This window comes from Paraburkholderia sp. WC7.3g, assembly GCF_050436345.1.
Lineage (GTDB): Bacteria > Pseudomonadota > Gammaproteobacteria > Burkholderiales > Burkholderiaceae > Paraburkholderia > Paraburkholderia podalyriae.
This window is the reverse complement of record NZ_JBNDMA010000001.1, coordinates 537,665-559,616: the sequence shown is the minus strand read 5'-3', so window position 1 is coordinate 559,616 and position 21,952 is coordinate 537,665. Positions and strand designations below refer to the sequence as shown.

General features: G+C 66.2%; 22 protein-coding genes. 13 read left to right on the top strand and 9 right to left on the bottom strand.

Features of this window, described 5'->3' with window-relative positions; genetic code table 11:
- Window positions 1-82: 82 nt before the first annotated feature.
- The 5 genes from OKW43_RS02655 to OKW43_RS02635 form a co-directional block, all read right to left on the bottom strand.
- A complete protein-coding gene (locus tag OKW43_RS02655; RefSeq protein WP_187637038.1) occupies window positions 83-790 on the bottom strand; it encodes a PIG-L deacetylase family protein in 708 nt (235 codons plus the stop codon).
- A gap of 142 nt (window positions 791-932) precedes the next feature.
- Window positions 933-1,520: a nucleotidyltransferase family protein gene (locus OKW43_RS02650; protein WP_187637039.1), complete on the bottom strand. Its 588-nt coding sequence runs from the start codon at window positions 1,518-1,520 to the stop codon at window positions 933-935.
- Window positions 1,521-1,608: 88 nt separating this feature from the next.
- Window positions 1,609-3,822, bottom strand: a complete 2,214-nt coding sequence (locus tag OKW43_RS02645; RefSeq protein WP_429445052.1) for a xanthine dehydrogenase family protein molybdopterin-binding subunit — start codon at window positions 3,820-3,822, stop codon at window positions 1,609-1,611.
- Window positions 3,819-4,820 carry an FAD binding domain-containing protein gene (locus OKW43_RS02640; protein WP_429445050.1) on the bottom strand — a complete coding sequence of 334 codons (1,002 nt, stop codon included), beginning with the start codon at window positions 4,818-4,820 and terminating at the stop codon, window positions 3,819-3,821. The genes OKW43_RS02645 and OKW43_RS02640 overlap by 4 nt, the downstream gene beginning before the upstream one ends.
- Window positions 4,821-4,831: 11 nt before the next feature.
- Window positions 4,832-5,551, bottom strand: coding sequence for a 2Fe-2S iron-sulfur cluster-binding protein (locus tag OKW43_RS02635; RefSeq protein ID WP_429445048.1), 720 nt, complete (start codon window positions 5,549-5,551; stop codon window positions 4,832-4,834).
- Between the two features lie 299 nt (window positions 5,552-5,850).
- Between OKW43_RS02635 and OKW43_RS02630 the strand changes: the two genes are divergently transcribed.
- Window positions 5,851-6,078: a hypothetical protein gene (locus OKW43_RS02630; RefSeq protein WP_429445045.1), complete on the top strand. Its 228-nt coding sequence runs from the start codon at window positions 5,851-5,853 to the stop codon at window positions 6,076-6,078.
- Window positions 6,079-6,125: 47 nt separating this feature from the next.
- Window positions 6,126-6,935, top strand: coding sequence for an exodeoxyribonuclease III (locus OKW43_RS02625; protein WP_187637044.1), 810 nt, complete (start codon window positions 6,126-6,128; stop codon window positions 6,933-6,935).
- A 106-nt stretch (window positions 6,936-7,041) separates the two neighbouring features.
- Here the strand turns inward: OKW43_RS02625 and OKW43_RS02620 are convergent, their stop codons facing one another.
- Both OKW43_RS02620 and OKW43_RS02615 read right to left on the bottom strand, forming a co-directional pair.
- A complete protein-coding gene (locus tag OKW43_RS02620) occupies window positions 7,042-7,308 on the bottom strand; it encodes a CsbD family protein (protein WP_187637045.1) in 267 nt (88 codons plus the stop codon).
- Between the two features lie 181 nt (window positions 7,309-7,489).
- A complete protein-coding gene (locus OKW43_RS02615) occupies window positions 7,490-8,173 on the bottom strand; it encodes a Pr6Pr family membrane protein (protein ID WP_187637046.1) in 684 nt (227 codons plus the stop codon).
- A 288-nt stretch (window positions 8,174-8,461) separates the two neighbouring features.
- Here OKW43_RS02615 and OKW43_RS02610 point away from each other — a divergent pair, with 288 nt between their 5' ends.
- A complete protein-coding gene (locus OKW43_RS02610) occupies window positions 8,462-9,874 on the top strand; it encodes a DUF2252 domain-containing protein (RefSeq protein ID WP_429445042.1) in 1,413 nt (470 codons plus the stop codon).
- 34 nt (window positions 9,875-9,908) lie between these two features.
- Here the strand turns inward: OKW43_RS02610 and OKW43_RS02605 are convergent, their stop codons facing one another.
- Window positions 9,909-10,742, bottom strand: coding sequence for a polysaccharide deacetylase family protein (locus OKW43_RS02605; RefSeq protein WP_429445040.1), 834 nt, complete (start codon window positions 10,740-10,742; stop codon window positions 9,909-9,911).
- 217 nt (window positions 10,743-10,959) lie between these two features.
- On the opposite strand from OKW43_RS02605, the gene OKW43_RS02600 reads away from it, so the two are divergent.
- From OKW43_RS02600 to OKW43_RS02575, 6 genes are all read left to right on the top strand, one after another.
- Entirely contained in the window at window positions 10,960-11,724 is a 765-nt protein-coding gene (locus OKW43_RS02600; RefSeq protein WP_429445038.1) for an SDR family oxidoreductase, read from the top strand.
- Window positions 11,725-11,822: 98 nt separating this feature from the next.
- Window positions 11,823-12,089 (top strand): oxidoreductase-like domain-containing protein, encoded by a 267-nt coding sequence (locus OKW43_RS02595; protein WP_429445036.1) that lies wholly within the window; start codon window positions 11,823-11,825, stop codon window positions 12,087-12,089.
- Window positions 12,090-12,118: 29 nt separating this feature from the next.
- Window positions 12,119-12,988 carry an NAD-dependent protein deacetylase gene (locus tag OKW43_RS02590; protein ID WP_429445034.1) on the top strand — a complete coding sequence of 290 codons (870 nt, stop codon included), beginning with the start codon at window positions 12,119-12,121 and terminating at the stop codon, window positions 12,986-12,988.
- 111 nt (window positions 12,989-13,099) lie between these two features.
- Window positions 13,100-13,708: a DUF938 domain-containing protein gene (locus OKW43_RS02585; RefSeq protein ID WP_429445032.1), complete on the top strand. Its 609-nt coding sequence runs from the start codon at window positions 13,100-13,102 to the stop codon at window positions 13,706-13,708.
- Between the two features lie 258 nt (window positions 13,709-13,966).
- Window positions 13,967-15,376, top strand: coding sequence for an NADP-dependent phosphogluconate dehydrogenase (gene gndA, locus OKW43_RS02580; RefSeq protein ID WP_429445030.1), 1,410 nt, complete (start codon window positions 13,967-13,969; stop codon window positions 15,374-15,376).
- Window positions 15,377-15,567: 191 nt separating this feature from the next.
- Window positions 15,568-15,894, top strand: coding sequence for a DUF4148 domain-containing protein (locus OKW43_RS02575; protein WP_429445028.1), 327 nt, complete (start codon window positions 15,568-15,570; stop codon window positions 15,892-15,894).
- A gap of 153 nt (window positions 15,895-16,047) precedes the next feature.
- On the opposite strand, the gene OKW43_RS02570 is transcribed toward OKW43_RS02575, so the two are convergent.
- Window positions 16,048-16,368: a hypothetical protein gene (locus OKW43_RS02570; RefSeq protein WP_187637055.1), complete on the bottom strand. Its 321-nt coding sequence runs from the start codon at window positions 16,366-16,368 to the stop codon at window positions 16,048-16,050.
- Window positions 16,369-16,599: 231 nt separating this feature from the next.
- On the opposite strand from OKW43_RS02570, the gene OKW43_RS02565 reads away from it, so the two are divergent.
- The 4 genes from OKW43_RS02565 to OKW43_RS02550 all read left to right on the top strand — a co-directional run bounded on the left by OKW43_RS02565 (window position 16,600) and on the right by OKW43_RS02550 (window position 21,934).
- Entirely contained in the window at window positions 16,600-16,911 is a 312-nt protein-coding gene (locus OKW43_RS02565) for a cupin domain-containing protein (RefSeq protein ID WP_429445026.1), read from the top strand.
- Window positions 16,912-17,075: 164 nt separating this feature from the next.
- Window positions 17,076-17,867: a peptidoglycan DD-metalloendopeptidase family protein gene (locus OKW43_RS02560; protein ID WP_429445024.1), complete on the top strand. Its 792-nt coding sequence runs from the start codon at window positions 17,076-17,078 to the stop codon at window positions 17,865-17,867.
- A gap of 186 nt (window positions 17,868-18,053) precedes the next feature.
- Window positions 18,054-19,061 (top strand): low-specificity L-threonine aldolase, encoded by a 1,008-nt coding sequence (gene ltaE, locus OKW43_RS02555; protein WP_429445022.1) that lies wholly within the window; start codon window positions 18,054-18,056, stop codon window positions 19,059-19,061.
- 419 nt (window positions 19,062-19,480) lie between these two features.
- Window positions 19,481-21,934, top strand: coding sequence for a glycogen/starch/alpha-glucan phosphorylase (locus tag OKW43_RS02550; protein WP_429445020.1), 2,454 nt, complete (start codon window positions 19,481-19,483; stop codon window positions 21,932-21,934).
- Window positions 21,935-21,952: the final 18 nt, after the last annotated feature.

Genomic DNA, 21,952 nt, shown 5'->3' with positions numbered 1-21,952 from the left:
TTTACCGCCGATGCGCGCCGCCGCGTCGGTTGTCCGTCTTCAAGCGTAGGCGTTCGGCGCGCTTCCTGCTCGCTGCTTATTGCTATTTTCTCGCGCGTTTGCGGCCCACGCTGAGCTGCCAGTAGCGCTCGGTCGCGAACACGTCGTCGTAATTGCCGGCGCCGAACGCGCGCAACTGGCTCGCGTACGCGTTGACCGCTTCGCGTTTCAGATGCGCACGGCGCTGCACGTCGATCGTGTGGCCCGCGCTCGGCGTTGCCGGCGTCGCGACGATGCCGCGTTGCGCGAGATCGGCGAGCCGCGCCTGCACCGCGCCCGGCGTGAGCCGGTGAATCGCTTCCTCGTAACCGAACCAGTTCAGATGCGTGAGCCGCGGCAGGATCTCGCAGCACGCTTCGAACACGCGCGCGTGATCGTCGTGATACAGGCCGAGCGGCATCAGCAGCGTGTTCGCGGTCGTGCGGTAAATCGTTTCCTCCAGCGCCGCCGCCATCTGGCCGATCGACGGCGAATCGGCGTACTGGCTGTCGCGAAACGGCATCCGCAGCGGGATCGCGTCGAGCACTTCGAGCGCGCGGTTGTCTTCGACCGTGCGTTCGCGGACCGCTTCATGGGCGTTCGCGAAGCCCGCTTTTTCGTCCCACTCCGTGTGCATGTCGTGTTCGGGTGGGGCGGCGAACACCGTGCAGACGGCGGCGTCGGGATGGGCGGCGAGCAAGGCGCCGCAGCTGAAGACGGCGTCGTCGAAATGGGGCGAGACGATGAAAAGGCGTGGGTCGGTTTCGCTCATGGGCTTGCGTGTGGAGTTCGAGGCGGGCGCATGAAGCGTCGAAGCTACCGGTCGTCAAGGCGCCGCGCGCGAAATAAAACATGGCGTCACCTCAGCTTAGGCGCAATCGGCCAGGCTTGCGCGCGAAACTTGCAAACAGGCCCTAGAGCGTGCGCAAATCGTCCGGCGTATCCACGTCGCGCAAAATGCCGGGATCGTCGACGTCGATGCGCGTCAGCGGCTGGGAGCCCAGCAGCGCTTTCGCACCGGTGTCGCCGTCCAGCGCGAGCAGCGCGTCGCGATGCTCGCTGCCGAAGCCGACCGGATGACCGCGCTGGCCGTCGTAGAACGGGGCGACGAGCGGCGCGCCGTTGTCGAGCGCGCGGGCTACCGCTTCGATGGTCGGCAGCGCGATGCGCGGCATGTCGGCGAGCGCGACGATCCAGCCCTCGGCGTCGTCGCTCGCTTCGATGCCCGCGGCGAGGCTCGAGCCCATGCCGCGCTCGGCGCTTGCCGCAAACACGACGTCGCAGCCGGCATCGTTCAGCACGCGGGCGAGCGCGTCGGAACCCGGCCGCACCACGGCGATCACCCGCGTCACGACCCGCAGCAGCCGATGCGCGGCTTCATGCGCAACCGGCTTGCCGTCGGGCAGTCGCGCGAGCAGTTTATTGTGCAGCCCGTGCGAATCGAAGCGCGAGCCGACACCGGCGGCGAGCAACACGCCGGTGGCGAGCGAGGCGTAGGCCATCGGCGGAAACCGGTAGACGGGAATGCCTCCGATTGTGCGATGCAACGGGGCGGGAGGCAAGCGACAATCGAGCCGTCTCCCGGCCCGTTCACGTCCGCGCCACCTTGTCCAGCGTGATCGGCAGATCGCGCACCCGCACGCCGGTCGCGTGATACACCGCGTTCGCGATCGCGGCTACGACGGCCGTGATGCCGATCTCGCCGATACCGCGCACGCCGAGCGAGTTGATATACGGATCGGGCCGGTCGATGAACGTGATGTCGAACATGCCGATATCGGCGTTCACCGGCACGTGATACTCGGCGAGGTTCGCGTTCGTGAAGCGTCCGTAGCGCGCATCGAGCGTGCTTTCCTCCTGCAGCGCCGCGCCGATGCCCCACACGATGCCGCCCATCATCTGGCTGCGCGCGGTCTTCAGGTTCAGCACGCGGCCGACGTCGTACACCGCGACCACGCGCGGCACGCGGATCGTGCCGAGCTCCGCATCCACATGAACCTCGACGAACACCGCGCCGAACGAGTGGAACGAGTACTTCTGTTTCTCGTCGCCGGGCTTCACGGTCGCGGTCGCCTCGATCGGCTTGCCGCCCGAGCGCGCGATGATCGCCGCGGCCGGATCGCGTTTGTTGGGTTGCGAGCGGCTCACGACCCAGCCGCTTTCGACGGTGACGTCGTCGAGCGGCAGGCCATGCACGGGTGACGCCGCGTCGGCGAGCGCCAGCGCGATCAGCTGGCTGCGCGCCTGGCTCGCCGCGTCGCGCACCGCGGGCGACACGCTCGCCGCCGACTGCGAGCCGCCCGAGACCGGCGCGCGCGGCAGCGACGAATCGCCGAGCGCGAAGTGGATCTGCTCGGGCGTGAAGCCGAGCGCATCGGCGGCGACCTGGGTCATCACCGTATAGGTGCCGGTGCCGATGTCCTGCGTGCCCGATGCGACTACCGCGGTGCCGTCCGGCAGAATCTGCGCAAGCGCGGACGCCTCGCTTCGGTTGGCCGGATAGGTCGCGGTCGCCATCCCCATGCCGATCAGCGTGTTGCCCTCGCGCATCGAACGTGGCGCGTGCGGGCGGCGCGACCAGCCGAACTTCTCGGCGCCGATCTGATAGCACTCGCGCAGCGACTTGCCCGACCACGGCTTGTGCTCCTGCGGGTCGCTGTCCGCGTAGTTCTTCAGGCGCAGCGCGAGCGGGTCCATCTTCAGCGCGACGGCGAGTTCGTCCATCGCCGATTCGAGCGCGAACGAGCCGGTGGTCTCGCCCGGCGCGCGCATGAAGGTCGGCGTGCCGACATTGAGCTGCGCGAGCCGATGCGTCGTCGCCTGGTTGGGCACCGCGTACAGCATGCGCGTGACCATGCAGCAGGTCTCGGTCCAGTCTTCGATCGTCGACGTGGTCGAGATGCTGTCGTGGCGCATCGCGGTCAGCGTGCCGTCATGGCGGGCGGCGATCACGAAGTGCTGCTCGGTGCGCGGCCGCGCGCCGACCGGCCCGAACATCTGCGGCCGTTCGAGCGCGAGCCGCACGGGCCGCCCGGTTTGCCGCGCGGCCATCGCGCACAGCGACACGTGCGACCACGACGAGCCCTTGCAGCCGAAGCCGCCGCCGATCAGCGGCGAGATCACGCGCACGTCGGACACAGGGATGGCGAACGTCTTCGCGAGCACCTGCGCGGTGCCGCTCACGCCCTGGGTCGAATCGTAGAGCGTCAGTTGCGGGCCATCCCAATGCGCCATCGTCGCGTGCGGCTCCATCGGGTTGTGATGCTCGAACGGCGTCGTGTAGATGGCGTCGATATGCACGTCGCCGCTTTGCATGCCGTCTTCGAAGCTGCCGCGCTGCGTGTCGGTCTGGCGGCCCTGCGGCTTGTCCGGCGCGTGCGCGTGCGCCTTGGCCTGCGCGAAGTCGAGCGCCGCGGCGCCCGGCCGATAGACAATGCGCAGTTGGCGCGCGGCATCGGCCGCATGTTCGAGCGTATCGGCGACGACCACCGCGACCGGCTCGTTGCTGTAGTGCACTTCGTTGTCCTGCAGAAGCGACAGACGCCGGCCGGCCGGCGGCGCGAGCGCGGGCCGGCCGCCATTCGGCAGGCGCGGCGCGTTCTGGTACGTCATCACGAGCAGCACGCCAGGCACGGCCTCGGCGCGGCTCGCATCGATCGACGCAATCGTGCCGGCCGCGATCGTGCTGGTCACGAGCACCCCATGCGCGAGTCGCGCCTTGGGGAATTCGGCTGCATAACGCGCGTCGCCGGTCACTTTCAGCATACCGTCGACGCGATCGAGCGGTTGTCCGATCAGATTCATGCGACACCTCCCGCGTAACCGGCGGCCTGGTTGACCGCACGCACGATCGCGTGTTGCGCGAGCCGCACCTTGAAGGCGTTGTCGTGGCGCGGCTGCGCGCCGCTCAACGCGGCCGCGGCGGCGTTCTTCAGCGTGGCCTGGCTGAGCGGCTGGCCGCTCAGCATCTGCTCGGCCGCGTTCGCGCGCCACGGTTTGTGCGCGACGCCGCCGAGCGCGATGCGCGCGCTCTGCACGCGCTCGCCGTCCATCTGCAATGCCGCCGCGACCGATACCAGCGCGAACGCATAGCTGGCGCGGTCGCGCACCTTCAGATAGTGCGAATGCGCGCTGAAAAGCGGCGGCGGCAGATCGACGGCCGTGATCAGCTCGCCGGGCTCCAAGGTGGTATCGACGTCGGGCCGGTCGCCGGGAAGGCGGTGGAAATCGGCGAACGCGATCGTGCGCTCGCCGCTGGGGCCGCTTACGCGCACCAGCGCATCGAGCGCGGCCAGCGCGACGCTCATGTCCGATGGATTGACCGCGATGCATTGCGGGCTCGCGCCGAGGATCGCGTGCATGCGGTTGTGGCCGTCGAGCGCCGCGCAGCCGCTGCCGGGCATGCGCTTGTTGCACTGCGTGAACGCGGTGTCGTAGAAATAGCCGCAGCGGGTGCGTTGCAACAGATTGCCGCCGACCGTCGCCATATTGCGCAACTGCGCGGACGCGCCCGCGAGCAGCGCCTGCGACAGCAGCGGGTACTGCTCGCGCACCAGCGCGTGATTGGCCGCGTCGCTGTTGCGCACCAGCGCGCCGATGCGGATGCCGCCGCCGGGCAGCGACACCATTGAATCGAGGCCGCCGATGTGCGTGATATCGATGAGTCGCACCGGCCGCGCGACGCCGCCCTTCATCAGATCGAGCAGATTCGTGCCGCCGCCGATGAACACCGCGCCCGGCTGTTGCGCGGCGCGTACCGCTCCGGCGACGTCGCCAGCGCGTTCGTAGGAGATCGCATCCATGTCGGTCTCCGTCAGGCGTTGTCGTGCGCGGCGCGCACTGCGGCGACGATGTTCGCGTACGCGCCGCAGCGGCAGATGTTGCCGCTCATGCGTTCGCGGATTTCGTCGTCGGTCAGCGCGGCGGGACGCGCGCGCACGTCGGCGCTCACGGTGCTCGCGGCGCCGTCGCGGAATTCGCTGAGCACGGCGGTCGCCGAGCACAACTGCCCGGGCGTACAGTAGCCGCACTGGAACGCATCGTGTTCGATGAACGCGCGCTGGATCGGACTCAATGCGCCGTTACTCGCGAGTCCCTCGACGGTCGTGATGTTCTCGCCCTCATGCATGACCGCGAGCGTCAGACATGAGTTGATGCGGCGGCCGTCGACGAGCACCGTGCAGGCACCGCATTGACCGCGGTCGCAGCCTTTCTTCGTGCCCATCAGTCCGGCGTATTCGCGCAATGCGTCGAGCAGCGTCACGCGCGGTTCGAGCTGCAGCGTGTACGCGCGGCCGTTGACGGTCAATGTGACGGGGCGCGGCGGCACCACCGGATTGCTTTGCGGCGCGGAGGAGGCGGCCGGCGCTTGCGTTTGCGCGCGCAGATGCGGCGCCGCACCGATCGTCGCGGCAGCCGCCGCCGATTGCAGGAAGCGGCGCCGTGAAGGTTGTGAAGGCTTGAGAGTGGGCTCAGGGTTGGACTCTGAAGCGGGGGCGTCCCCGCAATGCTGACAGTCTGTGGGCATGGTCATGACGATCTGTTGACTCCATTGAAAGGTCAATGCAGGCTGGCGATGCGTCGATGCCCAACGCATCGCGTTGAAACAGAACAACTGCGCAGCAATTTCGATGCCGTTGCAGCTACAACGGTATGAAAAACTCGCTGCAAGCGCAAAGCCGATCTGTGCAATAACGGCACGCTAATATTCGCAATGAAAGCCGGAACGGAGCGGGGCGGGTATGGGCGCTGCTAGCGTCGTTTGCTGCGGCGCCCGGAGCTGGCTGGAACGCCGCCAACATGGCCAACCGTTGCATTTTGACCGGAGAGCCGATGCAATTCGACTACAGGCATTTCCATATCGATTGCCGCGCGCGTCACGCGCAAGACGGCGTCTATTACGCGCGCGCGAAGATCACGCGCGTGCCGCGGCGTAACGAGGCTTTCGAGGCTTTCGTGTCGCACGATTCGGGTGATATCGACGGCTTCGCGAACGAAGCCGATGCGATCTGCTGCGCGCGCTCGTGGGCCATCGAGTGGTGCGACGTCGCGGCGCAATAAGCGCGAACCCGAACCGAACCGAACCGGGCCGCCAGGGAGACGGGATCATGGCGAAACTGCGCATTGCGACGTTCAACATCAACGGTATCCGCTCGCGCCTCGCGGCGCTGTTGCAATGGCTCGAGCGCGAGGCGCCGGACGTCGTCTGCCTGCAGGAACTGAAGGCGGTCGATAGCGCGTTTCCAGTCGACGCATTGCGCGAGGCCGGTTATGGCGCCGTGTGGCAAGGCCAGAGCGCATGGAACGGCGTGGCGATTCTCGCCAAAGGCGATGCGCCGCTGGAGCGGCGGCGATGTCTGCCCGGTTTCGAAGACGACACGCATAGCCGGTACATCGAGGCCGCGGTCGGCGGCCTGTTGATCGTGTGTCTGTACTTGCCGAACGGCAATCCGCAGCCCGGCCCCAAGTTCGACTACAAGCTAGCGTGGTTCGATCACCTGATCGCGCACGCGGCGCAGCTCTACCAGAGCGGCCACCCGGTCGTGATCGCGGGCGACTTCAACGTCGTGCCGACCGACGAAGACATCTACAACCCGCGCTCGTGGTTGAAGGACGCGCTGCTGCAGCCGGAGAGCCGCGAGCGTTACCGCAAGCTACTCGCGCAAGGCTGGACCGATGCGCTGCGCACGCATTTCGGCGACGAGCGCGTGTACACGTTCTGGGATTATTTCCGCCGTCATTGGGACACGAATTCGGGGCTGCGCATCGATCATCTACTGCTGAGCGCCGATCTCGCGCCGCGCCTGCGCGATGCGGGCGTCGACCGCTGGGTGCGTGGCGAACCGCATGCGAGCGACCATGCGCCGACGTGGATCGACCTGCAGATGGGCGCGGACCGCAAGAGGAAGAGTGGCTAGCGAAGCAGCGGGCGATCCGCTTGCGGCCGATCGCCCGCTCATGCGACTGCTCGCGCGATCGCTTCGCGCTTCGAATCGGCGCCTTCGATCCGGCGCCGTGCCTGCATCAGTCGTAGTCGCGACCGCCGCGCGACCACAGCGCGCCCATCACGAACCCGGCGAGTGCGACGACGGCCAGCGTCGTGAACGGGTTTTCGGCCGTCGCGTCGCGCACGAGGCTCGTCGCATTCGCGCATAACTGTTGTGCTTTGCCGCTCAATTCGCGCGCCTTGCCCGCCACCTGCTCACTGGTGTCGCCCAATGCGTCGCCGACCGCGCTTTGCACCTTGCCTGCGACCTCCTTTACCGTGCCTGCCGCTGAATTCGTATCCATATGCCTCGCTCCTGTTGTCATATTTACGTGCGCGCGTGCTGCAATTGCAACGCGCCCGCACAAGGGCGCTGCGCAAGCCGCGCCGGTGCGGCGTCGGCCTGCGTCAGTGACGAAAGGGGTGCAAGAAGTGCGCCCGGCGACGGGGCGCAATGCATCCGCTTGACCGGAAGGCGCTGGAATATCATCGCCGGCGCCTGAAATTGATGCCGACGAACACGGCCAGCAGCATCAGAAACCCGCCGAACAGCAGCGCGGAATTGACGAGCACCTGGCGCAGCCCGAGCGTGTCGACATCGATGAACGGATACGGATAAAAGTCCGACAGGCTGCCGCGCCAGAACGTGATGCCGAGATAGGCGAGTGGATAGACGAGCCACAGCAGACCGTGGCGCAACCGCAAATGAAAGCGCGGCACGAACAGCACCCAGTACAGCGCGGCGAGCATGGGCAGCACACTGTGCAGCGACTCGTTGAGCAGGCGCCGGTAGGGCGACAGCGGCCACAGTCCGCGCAACAGCACGTTGTACGCAATGCCGACGAACACCATGTACGCGACCACCGCGGTCACGACGGTCGGCTGCCGGAGAAAGCGCACGAGCGGCGAGCGGTGCTTCCGCAGTGCGATGCAGGTGAAGCAGAGCGCGCTGGCGAGCACCGTCAGATTGGTCAGGTAGCTGCTCATGCGCGCAAGCGCGTCGAATACGGTGAGCCCGCGCGCGAGCGTGCGATCGATCGTCAGGTCGGCTTGCCCGAGGATCGCCATCCATGCGATCAGCGCAATCAGCGCCGCCAACGTCAGCGACGACAGACTGGGGGTATGCAGCGGCAGTTCGGGCTCGCGCTGCGGAACGAGCGTAGGGCGCATGCGCTCGATTCTACGCGCGGCTGCACGCCTTTCGCGCCCAGGCGAGCCGGGGTGGCGAAAATACTACGGTGTACTACGGGAGCCGAAAGCGGGCTAGATAGCAGTCTGCCTGCGGCGGCTTTTCGCCGTGCATGTCGCCCTGCACGACGCTCGGGCCGCGCGGCGACCGTGCGTTCGTGGCCACCGACCCGCTATGATCGCGACTGCGCGCCCGATTTCCTACGACGCTATGCGCGCGAAGCAGTCTCTGTCATCGCCGCTTGAAGAACCGCAAAACGGAGAAGAAGCATGAAAGCCAGCACCATTGCCGAACGGGAAGCGCGCGGCCGCGCCGCGCGCGAGCATTCGAAACGCTCGAGCCATCGGGCGCTCGGCGAGTTGCACCGCAACCCGATCGAGCTGCTGAAACAAAGCAGCGCGGGGCGCGTCGAAAATCTGGTGCCGCTGCGCTATGGCCGCATGGCGGCCTCGCCGTTCGCGTTCTTTCGCGGCAGCGCGATTCTGCAGGCGCACGATCTGAGCAAGGTGCATGACACAGGCCTCAGCATGCCGATCTGCGGGGACGGCCATCTAATGAATTTCGGCGGCTTCGCGACGCCCGAGCGGCAACTGGTCTTCGACCTGAACAACTTCGACGAAGTCTCGATCGGTCCGTTCGAATGGGACCTCAAACGCCTGTGCGCGAGCTTCGTCGTGGCCGCGCGTCAGATGCGCCTGAGCCGTGGCACCGCCGAAAGCCTCGTGATGACCGTGGTCGGCTCGTATCGCGATCGCGTCGCGCAATACGCGCAGCTCGGCGCGCTCGACCTGTGGTACGACCGCATCACGTTCGACCGCATGACCGAGGTCGCACTGACGCCCGAGCGCCGGCGCGCGGTGCGGCGCGGCATGGAAAAGGCCGCGAGCCGCACGCATGAAAGCCTGCTGGAAAAAATGGCCTCGTTCGACGGCAATCGCTGGACGATCCACGACGTGCCGCCCGCGCTGTTTCACGTGCTCGGTGCGAACACGCTGTTGACGGCCGAGGAAACCGAAACCTACCGGACCGGCAATGTCGAAAGAATGGTCGAGCATGTGTGGGACGAGTACCGCAAGACGATGTCGCACGACCGGCGCGAGCTGCTCGATCACTTCACGAGGCACGACGTCGTGTTCAGGGTGGTCGGCGTCGGCAGTGTCGGCACGCGTTGTCTCGTCGTGCTGCTCGTCGATCACATGGGCAAGCCGCTGTTCCTGCAGCTGAAGGAGGCGCGGCCCTCGGTCATCGCGCAGTTCTACAAGTCGCCGGCGGTCAAGCATCAGGGCGAGCGCGTCGTGCAAGGACAGCGCATGCTGCAGGCCGCGAGCGATATCTTCCTCGGTTGGGGGACCGGGCCGCTCGGGCGGCATTTCTATTTCCGCCAGCTGCGCGACATGAAGCTGTCGGCGAATGTCGAGCTGTTCGACAGCGATCTGCTCGACGGCTATGCGCGTCTATGCGGCTGGATGATGGCACGCGCGCATGCGAAGGCGAGCGGTCAGGCGATCGAGATCAGCTCGTACATCGGCCGCGGCGATCAGTTCGCCGAAGCCCTGAACGGCTACGCGAGCGCCTACGCGGATCAGGTCGAGCGCGACTACGACGTGTTCATCAAAGCGTGCCGCGGCGGCCAGCTCGAAGCGCGCACCGACGAGGACATGCCGGCGGATTTTCGCGTGTAGCGCCGGTGCGCGCCGTGTGACCGCACGTGCGCGGTCACGCGTCGACGCGCGCTTCGCGCAGCGTGACGAAACGCAGATGCCGCTCGCGCGCCGCTTCGATCACGCTCGGCAGCACCGCGAGAATCAGCGGCTGGCCTGAGATGGTCAGCGCGGCGTTGCCATCGTGCAGCAACAGGATGTCGCGCGCGGCGAGGCCATCGAGCAAGCGCCGCGCGACCACGTGAGGGTTGCGCTCGCGCGTATCGTAGCCGCGTCGCGTCCAGGCCGCGAGACGCAGATCGAGCTTGCGCAGCACCGGCTCCAGAAACAGGTTGCGCAGGCCCGCGGGCGCACGGAAGAACATCGGCCGCGTGCCGCTGACTGTTTCGAGCGTGCGCTGGGCGGCGCCGATCTCGCGCGTCAACGCGCGCGCAAACGTGATCGAAAACGTATGCACGTGCCGTTGCGAATGGTTTTCGAGCGCATGCCCACGAGCGACGATCTCGCGCGCGAGCTGCGGATAGCGCTCGACTCTCGAGCCGATGCAGAAGAACGTCGCGCGCACGTCGAACGCGTCGAGCAGATCGAGCACTTGCGGCGTGACGACGGGATCGGGGCCGTCGTCGATGGTTAGCGCGATCGCATCCGCGTTGCGCGGGCTCGCGGGCAGGCGGGTCCAGTTGGGTCCGAGCAGCGTCGTGCGCGGCAACAGCCCGGTGATCGTAAAGAGCGCGTGATTCGCGACGATCGCGGCAAGCCACCACGGCCACGCGGCCGGCGCGACAGCCAGGCCGATCAGCGCGATCACGTGCCAGCCGATCGTGCCGTTCAGCAGTGCGGAGTTGCGGCTACGCGGCCAGCGGCGCAGCGGGTTCGGGCATTCATTCATCAAACGTGCTTCCGGTACGCCTTCTTCCGTCCCGGGAAGGCTGTGAATCTTGCGCGATGCGCCAGCGCGAACGATACCACCGTTGCGGTCGTCGACGTGTCGGGTTCGGCGCTGACGTACTCGCTGAAAGCGCGCTGAAAGCGCGCTGAAAGACGTCGCGCGGTTTGCGATCGCTGATTCGCTGTTGTATGGTGCGGGGCACAACAGGAGATGCGTGATGTCGGAAACAGCAAACGGAAAAGTGGCACTGGTAACGGGCGCAGGCAGCGGCATCGGCCGCGCGTGCGCACTGACGCTCGCGGAGCACGGCTATAGCGTGGTGCTCGCCGGACGCCGGCAGGCCCCGCTCGATGCACTCGCGCAGGAAGCCCAGGCGCTGCGCGGCGACGCGCTTGCGGTATCGTGCGACGTGATCGACGCGGACAGCGTCGCCGCGTTGTTCGACACGATCCGCGCGCGCTTCGGGCGGCTCGACGTGCTGTTCAACAACGCGGGACGCAACGGCTCGCCCGTCGATCTGGACGAAGTGAGCATCGACGAATGGCGCTCGATCGTCGATACCAATCTGAACGGCGTATTCCTGTGCACGCGCGCGGCCTTCGGCTTGATGAAGACGCAGAACCCGCGCGGTGGACGCATCATCAACAACGGCTCGATTTCCGCGCACGCGCCGCGCCCGAACAGCGCCGCGTACACGGCGACCAAACACGCGATTACCGGACTCACGAAAGCGGTGTCGCTCGATGGGCGCAAATACGACATCGTGTGCGGGCAGATCGACATCGGCAACGCGGCGACCGAGATGGCTGCGCGAATGGCGCGCGGTGTGCCCCAGGCGAACGGCGAAATCGCGGTCGAGCCGCTGATGGACGTGCAGCACGTCGCCGACGCGGTGCTGCACATGGCGAACCTGCCGCTGTCGGCGAATGTCCAGTTCATGACGATCATGGCGAGCAAAATGCCGTTCGTCGGGCGCGGTTGAGCGAAGCGCCGCACCACGCGGCGAGCGGCGGGAGCGGGGTGCGCGGGTTCAACTTATACTGGGCGCTCCGCTGTCTTTCCACGCAGAAGCCACCCGCCGTGCCCCGAGCCACACCCAGCGACGATCCGACGCCGCAGCCGCCCGCGCGGCCCGATCTCGACGACTGCTGTCATAGCGGCTGCACGCAGTGTGTATTCGATCTCTACGACGAAGCGCTCGAGCGCTACGAGCTCGCGCTGGCTGCGTGGCACAAGCGGCAGGCGCGGAAAGCGCGGCGACCGGACACGCAGGGCGCGAAGTCGAAGCCGCAGGCCGATGCGTCCCACGCGGCACCATCGCGCGGCAACCCGCGTCCCCGCCACTGATTCGCGCCGGACCTTCCACCGTCCCCGTCATGACCGACCTTCAGCTCACGCCGACCGAACCCCTGGACGACCCGCACACGCTCGACGATCTGCATCGCTTCGTACAGCGTCATCCGCGCCTGTTCGTGCTGACCGGCGCGGGCATCAGCACCGACTCCGGCATTCCCGGCTATCGCGACGACAACGGCGCATGGAAGCGCTCGTCGCCGATCACGCTGCAGGAATTCCTCGGCGCGCTCGCGATGCGTCAGCGCTACTGGGCGCGCAGCATGGTCGGCTGGCCGCTCGTCGCGCGCGCGCAGCCCAATGCCGCGCATGTCGCGCTCGCGCGGCTCGAAGCGGCCGGTCACGTGCCGACGCTGGTCACGCAGAACGTCGACGGCCTGCATCAGCGCGCGGGCAGCCGCGACGTCATCGAGCTGCATGGCGGTATCGACGGCGTGAGCTGTCTCGACTGCGGCATGCAGCAGTCGCGCGCGACGATCCAGCAGACGCTCGAGGCCGATAACCCCGCGCTGCTCGACGTCACGGCCGAAGCCGCCGCCGATGGCGACGCGCATCTGGAGTGGCACGATCTCGGCGGCTTTCGCGTGCCGGCATGCTCGAACTGCGGCGGCCTGCTGAAGCCGTCGGTGGTGTTTTTCGGCGAGAACGTGCCGAAGCCGCGCGTCGAAGCGGCGTCGCTTGCGCTCGATGCAGCCGACGCGGTGCTCGTGGCCGGCTCGTCGCTGATGGTGTATTCCGGCTACCGCTTCTGCGTGTGGGCGCAGCGCCAGGGCAAGCCGATCGCGGCGATCAACCTAGGCCGCACGCGCGCCGATCCGCTGCTGTCGCTGAAGGTGGCCGCGCCGTGCGGCGATACGTTGAGCGCGCTCGCCGGTCTGCTGGCTGGCGATTGAAAATGACTACTCCGCGCGAATCACCATCGAAATTTCAGGAACGTCCATGCTGACGACGATCGAACAGCTCGAAGCCAACGTGAAACGCAACAGGAAAGCGCAAGGCCGACCATGACCGACGCCCGCCAACATTCGCCATCCGCCGAACGCAATCGCGAACCGATCCTCGCCGTGCTGCGCGCTGCGCTGCCGGCGAGCGGCCGCGTGCTCGAAATCGCGAGCGGCACCGGTGAGCACGCGATCTGCTTCGCTGGCGCGCTGCCCGGCCTCGACTGGCAGCCGAGCGATGCGGATCTGGAGGCGCGCGCCTCGATTGCCGCGTGGACCGCGCACGCGGGGCTCGCGAACGTGCGCGCGCCGCTCGCGCTCGATGTGCATCAGCCCGACTGGGGCGTCGATGCGCTCGACGCAGTGGTCTGCATCAACATGATCCACATTTCGCCGTGGAGCGCGGCGCAGGCATTGTTCGACGGCGCCGGGCGGCGGCTCGTCGACGGCGGCGTGCTGTATCTGTACGGTCCTTACCGGCGCGGCGGCGCGCATACGGCGCCGAGCAACGAAGCGTTCGATCAGTGGTTGAAGAGTCGCGATCCGGAATGGGGCGTGCGCGACATGGAAGCGGTGGTCGCGCTCGGCGACGCGGCGGGACTCACGTGCGAACGGGTAGTCTCGATGCCCGCGAACAATTTCAGTCTGGTATTCACGAAGCGGGCAGGGTAGCGGGTAGATCGACGGGACGCGCATTCGTCCATGCCTTCCGCCAAACCTCAGCCCGCTCCAGGAGCGAACCCGCCGCGCGCGCGCCGACGCGCGCACAATATCGGTCGTCGCGCGCCAACCGGAGTACGGCACGAGCAGCTGGCGTCCTTGCCCGCCACCGAGCGGCAAGCGCGCATTTCTTTTATCCTTTCACCCTCGCCGCCGCGCCAGTGTTTTTGCAGCGGCGGCACGACATTTTTTGGACTCTGGAGAATTCAAATGAGCAAACAGGCAATCGGCGTGGTGGGGCTGGCGGTCATGGGCCGCAATCTGGCGCTCAACATCGAGAGCCGCGGCCACGCGGTGTCGGTATACAACCGTAGCCGTGCGAAAACCGACGAACTCATCGCCGAATTTCCGGACCGCAAACTGGTGCCGGCTTTCACGCTGGAAGAATTCGTCGACTCGCTCGAAAAGCCGCGCCGCATTCTGATGATGGTCAAGGCCGGCGAGCCGACCGACGCGACCATTGCCTCGCTCAAGCCGCTGCTCGATCAAGGCGACATCCTGATCGACGGCGGCAACACGCCTTTCACCGACACGATCCGCCGCAACCAGGAACTCGCGAAGGCGGGTCTGCATTTCATCGGCACCGGCGTGTCGGGCGGCGAGGAAGGCGCGCTGAAAGGCCCGTCGATCATGCCGGGCGGCCCGCGCGACGCGTACGACCTCGTCGCGCCGATCCTCACCGAGATCGCCGCGAAGGCGCCGGACGGCGAGCCCTGCGTCGCGTACATGGGACCGGACGGCGCGGGCCACTTCGTGAAGATGGTGCACAACGGCATCGAGTACGGCGACATGCAGCTGATCGCCGAAAGCTACGCGGTGTTGAAGCAGGTCGTCGGCTTGTCGAACGAGGAACTCGGCAAGGTGTACACCGAATGGAACCAGGGCGAACTCGACAGCTACCTGATCGAAATCACGTCCAGGATCTTCGGCAAGAAGGACGACGAAACCGGCAAGGATCTCGTCGACGTGATCCTCGACCGTGCCGCGCAGAAGGGCACGGGCAAGTGGACCAGCCAGAACGCGCTCGACCTCGGCGCGCCGCTGCCGCTGATCACCGAGGCGGTGTTCGCGCGTGTGCTGTCGTCGCTGAAGACGCAGCGCGTGGCCGCGAGCAAGGTGCTCGAAGGACCGCAGGGTAAGCCGCTCGAAGGCGCGAAGGAGGCGTTCATCGAATCGGTGCGCCGCGCGCTGTACTTCAGCAAGGTGATCTCGTACGCGCAGGGCTTCGCGCAACTGCGCGCGGCATCGGAAGAGTACAAGTGGGATCTCGACTACGGCACGATCGCGAAGATCTTCCGCGCGGGCTGTATCATCCGCGCGCGCTTCCTGCAGAAAATCACCGACGCCTACTCGAAGGACAAGGCGCTAGCAAACCTGCTGCTCGATCCGTACTTCCGCGACATCGCGAAGAACTACCAGGCGGCGCTGCGCGAGGTCGTGGTGGCCGCGGTCGACGCGGGTGTGCCGGTGCCGGCGTTCGCGTCGGCGATCGCATATTTCGACGCCTACCGCTCCGAGCGTCTGCCGGCGAACCTCGTGCAGGCGCAGCGCGACTTCTTCGGCGCGCATACGTTCGAACGCATCGACAAGCCGGGCAGCTTCCACGCACAGTGGAGTTGAGCGTTTGATCAAACGGCCCGGCGTGCCATGGTGGTAGGCGCGCCGGGCCGTTTATTGCGGCAAGAGCAATAGAGTTTCATCGAATTAAGGGTTTACCCTAGGGTCGTGACACCTCTAAACTTGTTTTTAATCGCTGAGGGAAAGCAGATACCCCAAAGCGCACCACACAACAAGACCTTTGGAGGTTAATCATGAAGACTCTGATTTCCGCAGTTGCCATCGCCGCCGCCCTCGTTGTTCCGGTCGCTTCGTTCGCTCAAGCCAGCCAGCCGGTGACGCGCGCCCAGGTTCGCGCTGAACTGGTTCAACTCGAAAAGGCCGGCTACAACCCAACCAGCGACTACGCGAACTACCCGGCGAACATCCAGGCAGCGCAAGCTCGCGTCGATGCGCAACACGGCACGGCCAACGCGGCAAACACCAGCGGCTACGGCGCTCCGGCTGTCGGCACGTCGCAAGGGGGCCACGCTGTCCTTCCGGCGAAGGCCGACCGCAACTCGGTGTACTTCGGCAACTAATCGCAGTAGAAGTGTGCAGGTGCTTGGGTAGTCGTAGTCTGCAGTGGACGCCGCGTCGTGCAATAGCGCGAATGCGGCGGGCAAGAAAAAACGCCATCCAGTTCGATCGGATGGCGTTTTGTCGTGTGCGTCCCACTGTGCGGCAAGTTCGCGTCAATGCAGCGTTCGCTGCCGCCGGCCGATGTCATCGAACAGCGCACGGCTAGGCTCCAGCGCGAGCAGCCACGATTCGTCATAGCCGCTCAGGTTGTCGAGCGCTTCGCGCAGCCGCTCGATCGCCACCGCGGGCAGTTCGACGCTCGCCTCGACGCCGCTCGACAACCCCGCGATGCTCGCCAGTTGCACGAGCGCATCAGCGGCCTCGGCGACATCGGCGGCGAAAACCAGATGCGTGTTCAGCAGTTCGACGAGGCCCGCAGACGCCGCCACATCGTCGACGTTGAGTTGCACGGCCAGAAAGGTGGCTTTATTCATCTTCGATTCCTCCCAGAATCCCGACGTTGTCTTGAGCTGCCCCGCGCGACTTGACTGAGTATAGGCGATGGCCGATCGCCTGCCATCACCTGACCAATCGGCCACGGCGGCTTGCTTGCGAGGTCACGCGGGCCGCGCGACCTATAATAGGGCCAGCCGCGCCAGCGCCGTCGCCCGTGGGCAGACGGCGCTGGCCGCGTGGTTCGCGCGCTTGCCAATTGCTCATCGACCATGAAGATCATCCGCAGCAGAAGCTTTACCACGTCGCGTGCCTGGGGCGCGCTCGACATCGCCAACATGAACGGCATCACCACGCGTCTGCATTGGACCGACCAGCCGTACAAGTGGCACGTGAACGACGGCGAGGAGGTATTTGCCGTGCTCGACGGGCGCGTCGAGATGCGCTATCGCGAAGACGGCATCGAACGCTCGACGGTGCTCGAAACGGGTGACGTGTTCTACGCGTCGGTCGGTACCGAGCACGTCGCGCATCCGCTCGGCGCGGCGCGCGTGCTCGTCGTCGAAACGCAGGGCAGCGTCTGAAGAACACCGCAGTTTGACGGCGCGCGCCGGCGCGGCGCCCGTGCGGCGGTCGCGCATAATATTCAAGCGGCCGGAGACGGCCGCGACTTTATGCAAGCGTGACGGCACGGCAATTGCTACTGCGTCGATTGAATCAGATCGACACACACGTCGAGGAAAATCAGATGACACAACAATGGCAACCGACGGGGATGCGCCTGCTGATTGCGGCGGCGCTCGGCGTGATGATTGCGGGCTGCACGACGACGATGCCGTGGGAAAGCACGCCGTTCTACAGCAACGCGCCGTCGGGCACGACCAGCCTCGCGACCGTCCCGGTGCCCGCCGGCTACTATCGCGTGAATCCGGGCGATACACTGTCCGGCATCGCTTCGGCGTATGGGCGCAGCGCGCAGGAAATAGCCGCGTGGAACGGCTTGCCGGTCAACGCGGCGGTCGCGCCCGGTCAGGTGCTGCGCGTGTCGCCGCCGATGATCTCGGGCAGCGTGATCACGCCGCCGGCCGCGGTCGCCCCGGGCTCGACGGCGAACCTGCCGCCGGGCGCCGTGCCTGGTGCGCCGGCCGTCGCGGCCGCGCCGCAGCCGGGCGTCGTGCTCCAGTGGCCGTTGCGCGGGCCGATCCTGCGCGCGTTTTCGCCGGGCAAATCCAACGGCATCGTGATCGGCGGGCAACCCGGCGATCCGGTCAAGGCCGCGGCGACCGGCCGCGTGGTTTACGCGGGCACCGGCATCGAAGCCTATGGCCCACTCATCATCATCAAGCACAACGATTCGCTGATCACCGCGTACGGCCAGAACAGCCAGTTGCTCGTCAAGGAAGGCGACGCGGTCGCGCAAGGGCAGACGATCGGCGAGGTCGGTGTCGATAGCCGCGGCGTCGCGTCGATTCAGTTCGAAGTGCGCCAGAACGGCCAGCCGGTCGATCCGCTCCAGTGGCTGCCGAAGCCCGGCGGCTGAGCGTCCCGCTAGCGTCGGTTGACTCATCGCAGCCGGATCGGCGCGCCTCCCGGCGATGCGCCAATTTTCAGCGGCGTCTGAATTGAATACACTGTAACGCTCGTTTGCCGGCGCGTGAGCGCTCCTTGCGGAGTGCGCGCGGCCGGTTGCCGTAGGCTGTCATCCATGGACGCACAGGGACACACAATGATCGATTTGCGCAGCGATACCGTTACCCGTCCGACTCCGCCGATGCTCGCGGCGATGTCGGCGGCCGAAGTCGGCGACGACGTCTGGGGCGACGACCCCACCGTCCTGCGTCTGCAGGCAACGCTGGCCGAGCGCACCGGCAAGGAAGCGGGGCTATTCTTCCCGAGCGGCACGCAAAGCAACCTCGCCGCGTTGATGGCGCACTGCGCGCGCGGCGACGAATACATCGTCGGCCAGCTCGCGCACACCTATAAATATGAGGGCGGCGGCGCGGCGGTGCTCGGCAGCATTCAGCCACAGCCGCTCGAAAACGCCGCTGACGGCTCGATCCCGCTCGACAGGATCGCCGCCGCGATCAAGCCCATCGACGATCACTTCGCGCGCTCGCGGCTGCTCGCGCTGGAAAACACGATCGGCGGAAAGGTGCTGCCCGCGCAGTACGTCGCCGAGGCGACGCAGCTCGCGCGTGAGCGCGGCCTCGCGACCCACCTCGACGGCGCGCGCGTGTTCAACGCGGCGGTCGCATCGGGCAAGCCGGTCGCGGCGCTCGCCGGGCCGTTCGATTCGGTGTCGATCTGCTTTTCGAAGGGACTGGGCGCGCCGGTTGGCTCGGTGCTGGTCGGCAGCCGCGCGCTGATCGACGTCGCGCATCGCTGGCGCAAGGTGCTCGGCGGCGGCATGCGCCAGGCGGGTGTGCTCGCGGCGGCGTGCCTGTACGCGCTCGATCACAACGTCGAGCGTCTCGCCGACGACCACGCGAACGCTGCGCATCTGGCGGTGGGCCTGGAGGCGATCGAACAGGTGAAGGTGCAGTCGGTCGCGACGAACATGGTGTTCGCGCAGTTTCCGCAGCAGCATTGCGCTCCGCTCGAAGCGTGGCTCAACGAGCGCGGCATCCTGACGCAAATGCTGTATGCGTCGCGCTTCGTCACGCACAAGGACGTGTCGCGCGACGATATCGATACGTTCATTGCCGCGGTGAAAGGGTATTTCGCGGCACGTTGATCGCGACGCATCGATCGTAAGCGGGGCGGCCCGCGCAACTAACCGTCAATCCCGCCCGGCCTCTCCAGATCGGCGCGCGCCCGCCACCAAATCCATCATGCATTCGGGGCTTCATCAGCCGGTCATGCATCGAAAAAATAATCGATGTGCGTCAAATCGATTCACGCCCGCCGATGCACCCCGCGAGCGCCGCAACCACGCGGCTTTGCACCACATCCGGGCGCGCGCCGCGGCGGCATCCGCCGGCATCCGACCAGCACACCGGGCACGGCACGTGCATGATCGTCCGCTCGCGCGCTGGTGTGCGCGAGCCCTAAAATGTCCTACTCTGTTTCTTTAACCGCTCCGACAGGCACGCGCCTTCCCGTCCGTCCCCAGTGCGGTTCGCGTCTGCCATGTCGAACTTCCCGGAGGCTTCGATGACAGCCGTCGATCTGGAATTCGACCAGCTCAACAGTACCGTCGACGCGCTACGGCGCTCAATTTCGAATCGCATGATGTACGGCGTCGGCAAGGACGCCGTCACCGCACACCCGCACGACTGGCTGCACGCGGCCGCGCTGGCCGTGCGCGACCGGCTCGTCGCGCGCTGGATGAAGACCACGCGCCTGCAATACGAGCAGGACGTGAAGCGGGTCTACTACCTGTCGATGGAGTTTCTGATTGGCAGAACATTTGCCAACGCGCTGCTCGCGCTCGGCATCCACGATCAGATGAAGGAGGCGCTCGCGAGCCTCGGCGTCGACATGGACGCGCTGATCGATATCGAACCCGACGCAGCGCTCGGCAATGGCGGCCTCGGCCGGCTCGCCGCGTGCTTTCTCGACTCGATGGCGACGCTCGGCATTCCGGGCTTCGGCTACGGCATCCGTTACCAGTACGGCATGTTCCGTCAGGAAATCGTCAACGGCGAGCAGGTCGAGGCGCCCGATTACTGGCTGCGCGCCGGCAATCCCTGGGAATTTCCGCGGCCAGAAATCAAGTACATGGTGCACTTCGGCGGCCGCACCGTGCAGCGCGGCGACAAGACCGAATGGATCGACACCGAGCATGTGAACGCGACCGCGTACGACACCGTGATCCCCGGCTACGCGACCGACGCGACCAACACGCTGCGCCTGTGGTCCGCGCGCGCGACCGAGGAACTCGACCTCGGCGCATTCAATCGTGGCGACTACCGCAACGCGGTCGACACCAAGAATATGTCGGAGAACGTGTCGCGGCTGCTCTATCCGGACGATTCGACGCCGGCCGGCCGCGAGTTGCGACTGCGCCAGGAATATTTCTTCGTGTCGGCGACGATGCAGGATCTGATCCGCCGCTATCAGCGCACGCACAGCACGTTCGGACGCTTCTCGGAGAAGGTCGCGGTGCATCTGAATGACACGCATCCGGTGCTCGCGATTCCCGAGCTGATGCGCCTGCTCGTCGACGAGCATCATGTGCCGTGGGACAAGGCGTGGAAACACGTGACGCAGATCTTCTCGTACACGAATCACACGCTGATGCCGGAGGCGCTCGAAACCTGGGATGTCGAAATGTTGTCACGCCTGCTGCCGCGGCATCTCGAGATCATCTTCGAAATCAACGCGCAGTTTCTGAAGCACGTCAGCGAGCACGCGGGCCACGACGCCGAGATGATCCGCCGCATTTCGCTCGTCGATGAATATGGGCAGCGGCGCGTGCGCATGGCGTATCTGGCGATCGTCGCGAGTCACAAGGTGAACGGCGTGTCAAAGCTGCATTCGCAGCTGATGACCCGCGACATTTTCGCCGACTTCGCGCGCATCTATCCCGAGCGCTTCACCAACGTGACCAACGGCATCACGCCACGCCGCTGGCTCGCGCAGGCGAGTCCGTCGCTGTCGTCGCTGATCGATTCTCGCATCGGCAAGCATTGGCGCAGCAATCTGTTCGAGCTGGAGCAACTGCGCAATCTGCGCAAGGACGACGAGTTCGTCGAAGCGTTCCGCGAGGCCAAACGACAGAGCAAGCTGCGGCTCGTGCACCGGCTCGCGCATCACACGAAGCTGCGCTTCGATCCGGATGCGCTGTTCGATCTGCAGGTCAAGCGCATTCACGAATACAAGCGGCAACTGCTCAACGTGCTGCACGTGATCGTGCGCTATAACGAGATTCGCGCGAATCCGGAGCGCGACTGGGTGCCGCGCGTGGTGATGTTCGCGGGCAAGGCCGCGTCCGCGTACCGGATGGCCAAGACGATCATCAAGCTGATAGGCGACGTCAGCGAGAAGGTCAATTACGATCCGCTGATCGGCGATCGGCTGAAAGTCGTGTTCGTGCCGAACTACGGCGTAAGCGTGGCCGAGCTGATCATTCCGGCGGCCGATCTGTCGGAGCAGATCTCGATGGCCGGCACCGAGGCGTCGGGCACCGGCAACATGAAGCTCGCGCTCAATGGCGCTTTGACGATCGGCACGATGGACGGCGCGAACATCGAAATCCGCGACGCGGTGGGGCCCGACAACATCTTCATCTTCGGCCACGCTGCCGACGAGGTGGACGACCTGCGCGCAAGCGGCTACCGGCCGCGGCGTATTTACGAGGAGAACGAAGCATTGCGCACCGCGCTCGATCAGATTCGCTCGGGCTTCTTTTCGCCGGACGATCCACTGCGCTTTTCGGATATCTTTCACACGCTGGTCGACTGGGGCGATCACTACATGGTGCTCGCCGATTTCGACGCGTTCGCGAAGGCGCAGAACCAGGTGGATGCGCGTTTCGTCGACCGGCACGCGTGGGCCGAAAGCGCGATCGAGAACGTCGCGGGCATGGGGCAGTTCTCGTCGGATCGCACGATCGGCGAGTATGCGCGCAATATCTGGCGCGTCAGTCCGCTCAGTCTCGACTGAGTGCGCGATGACGCCAAC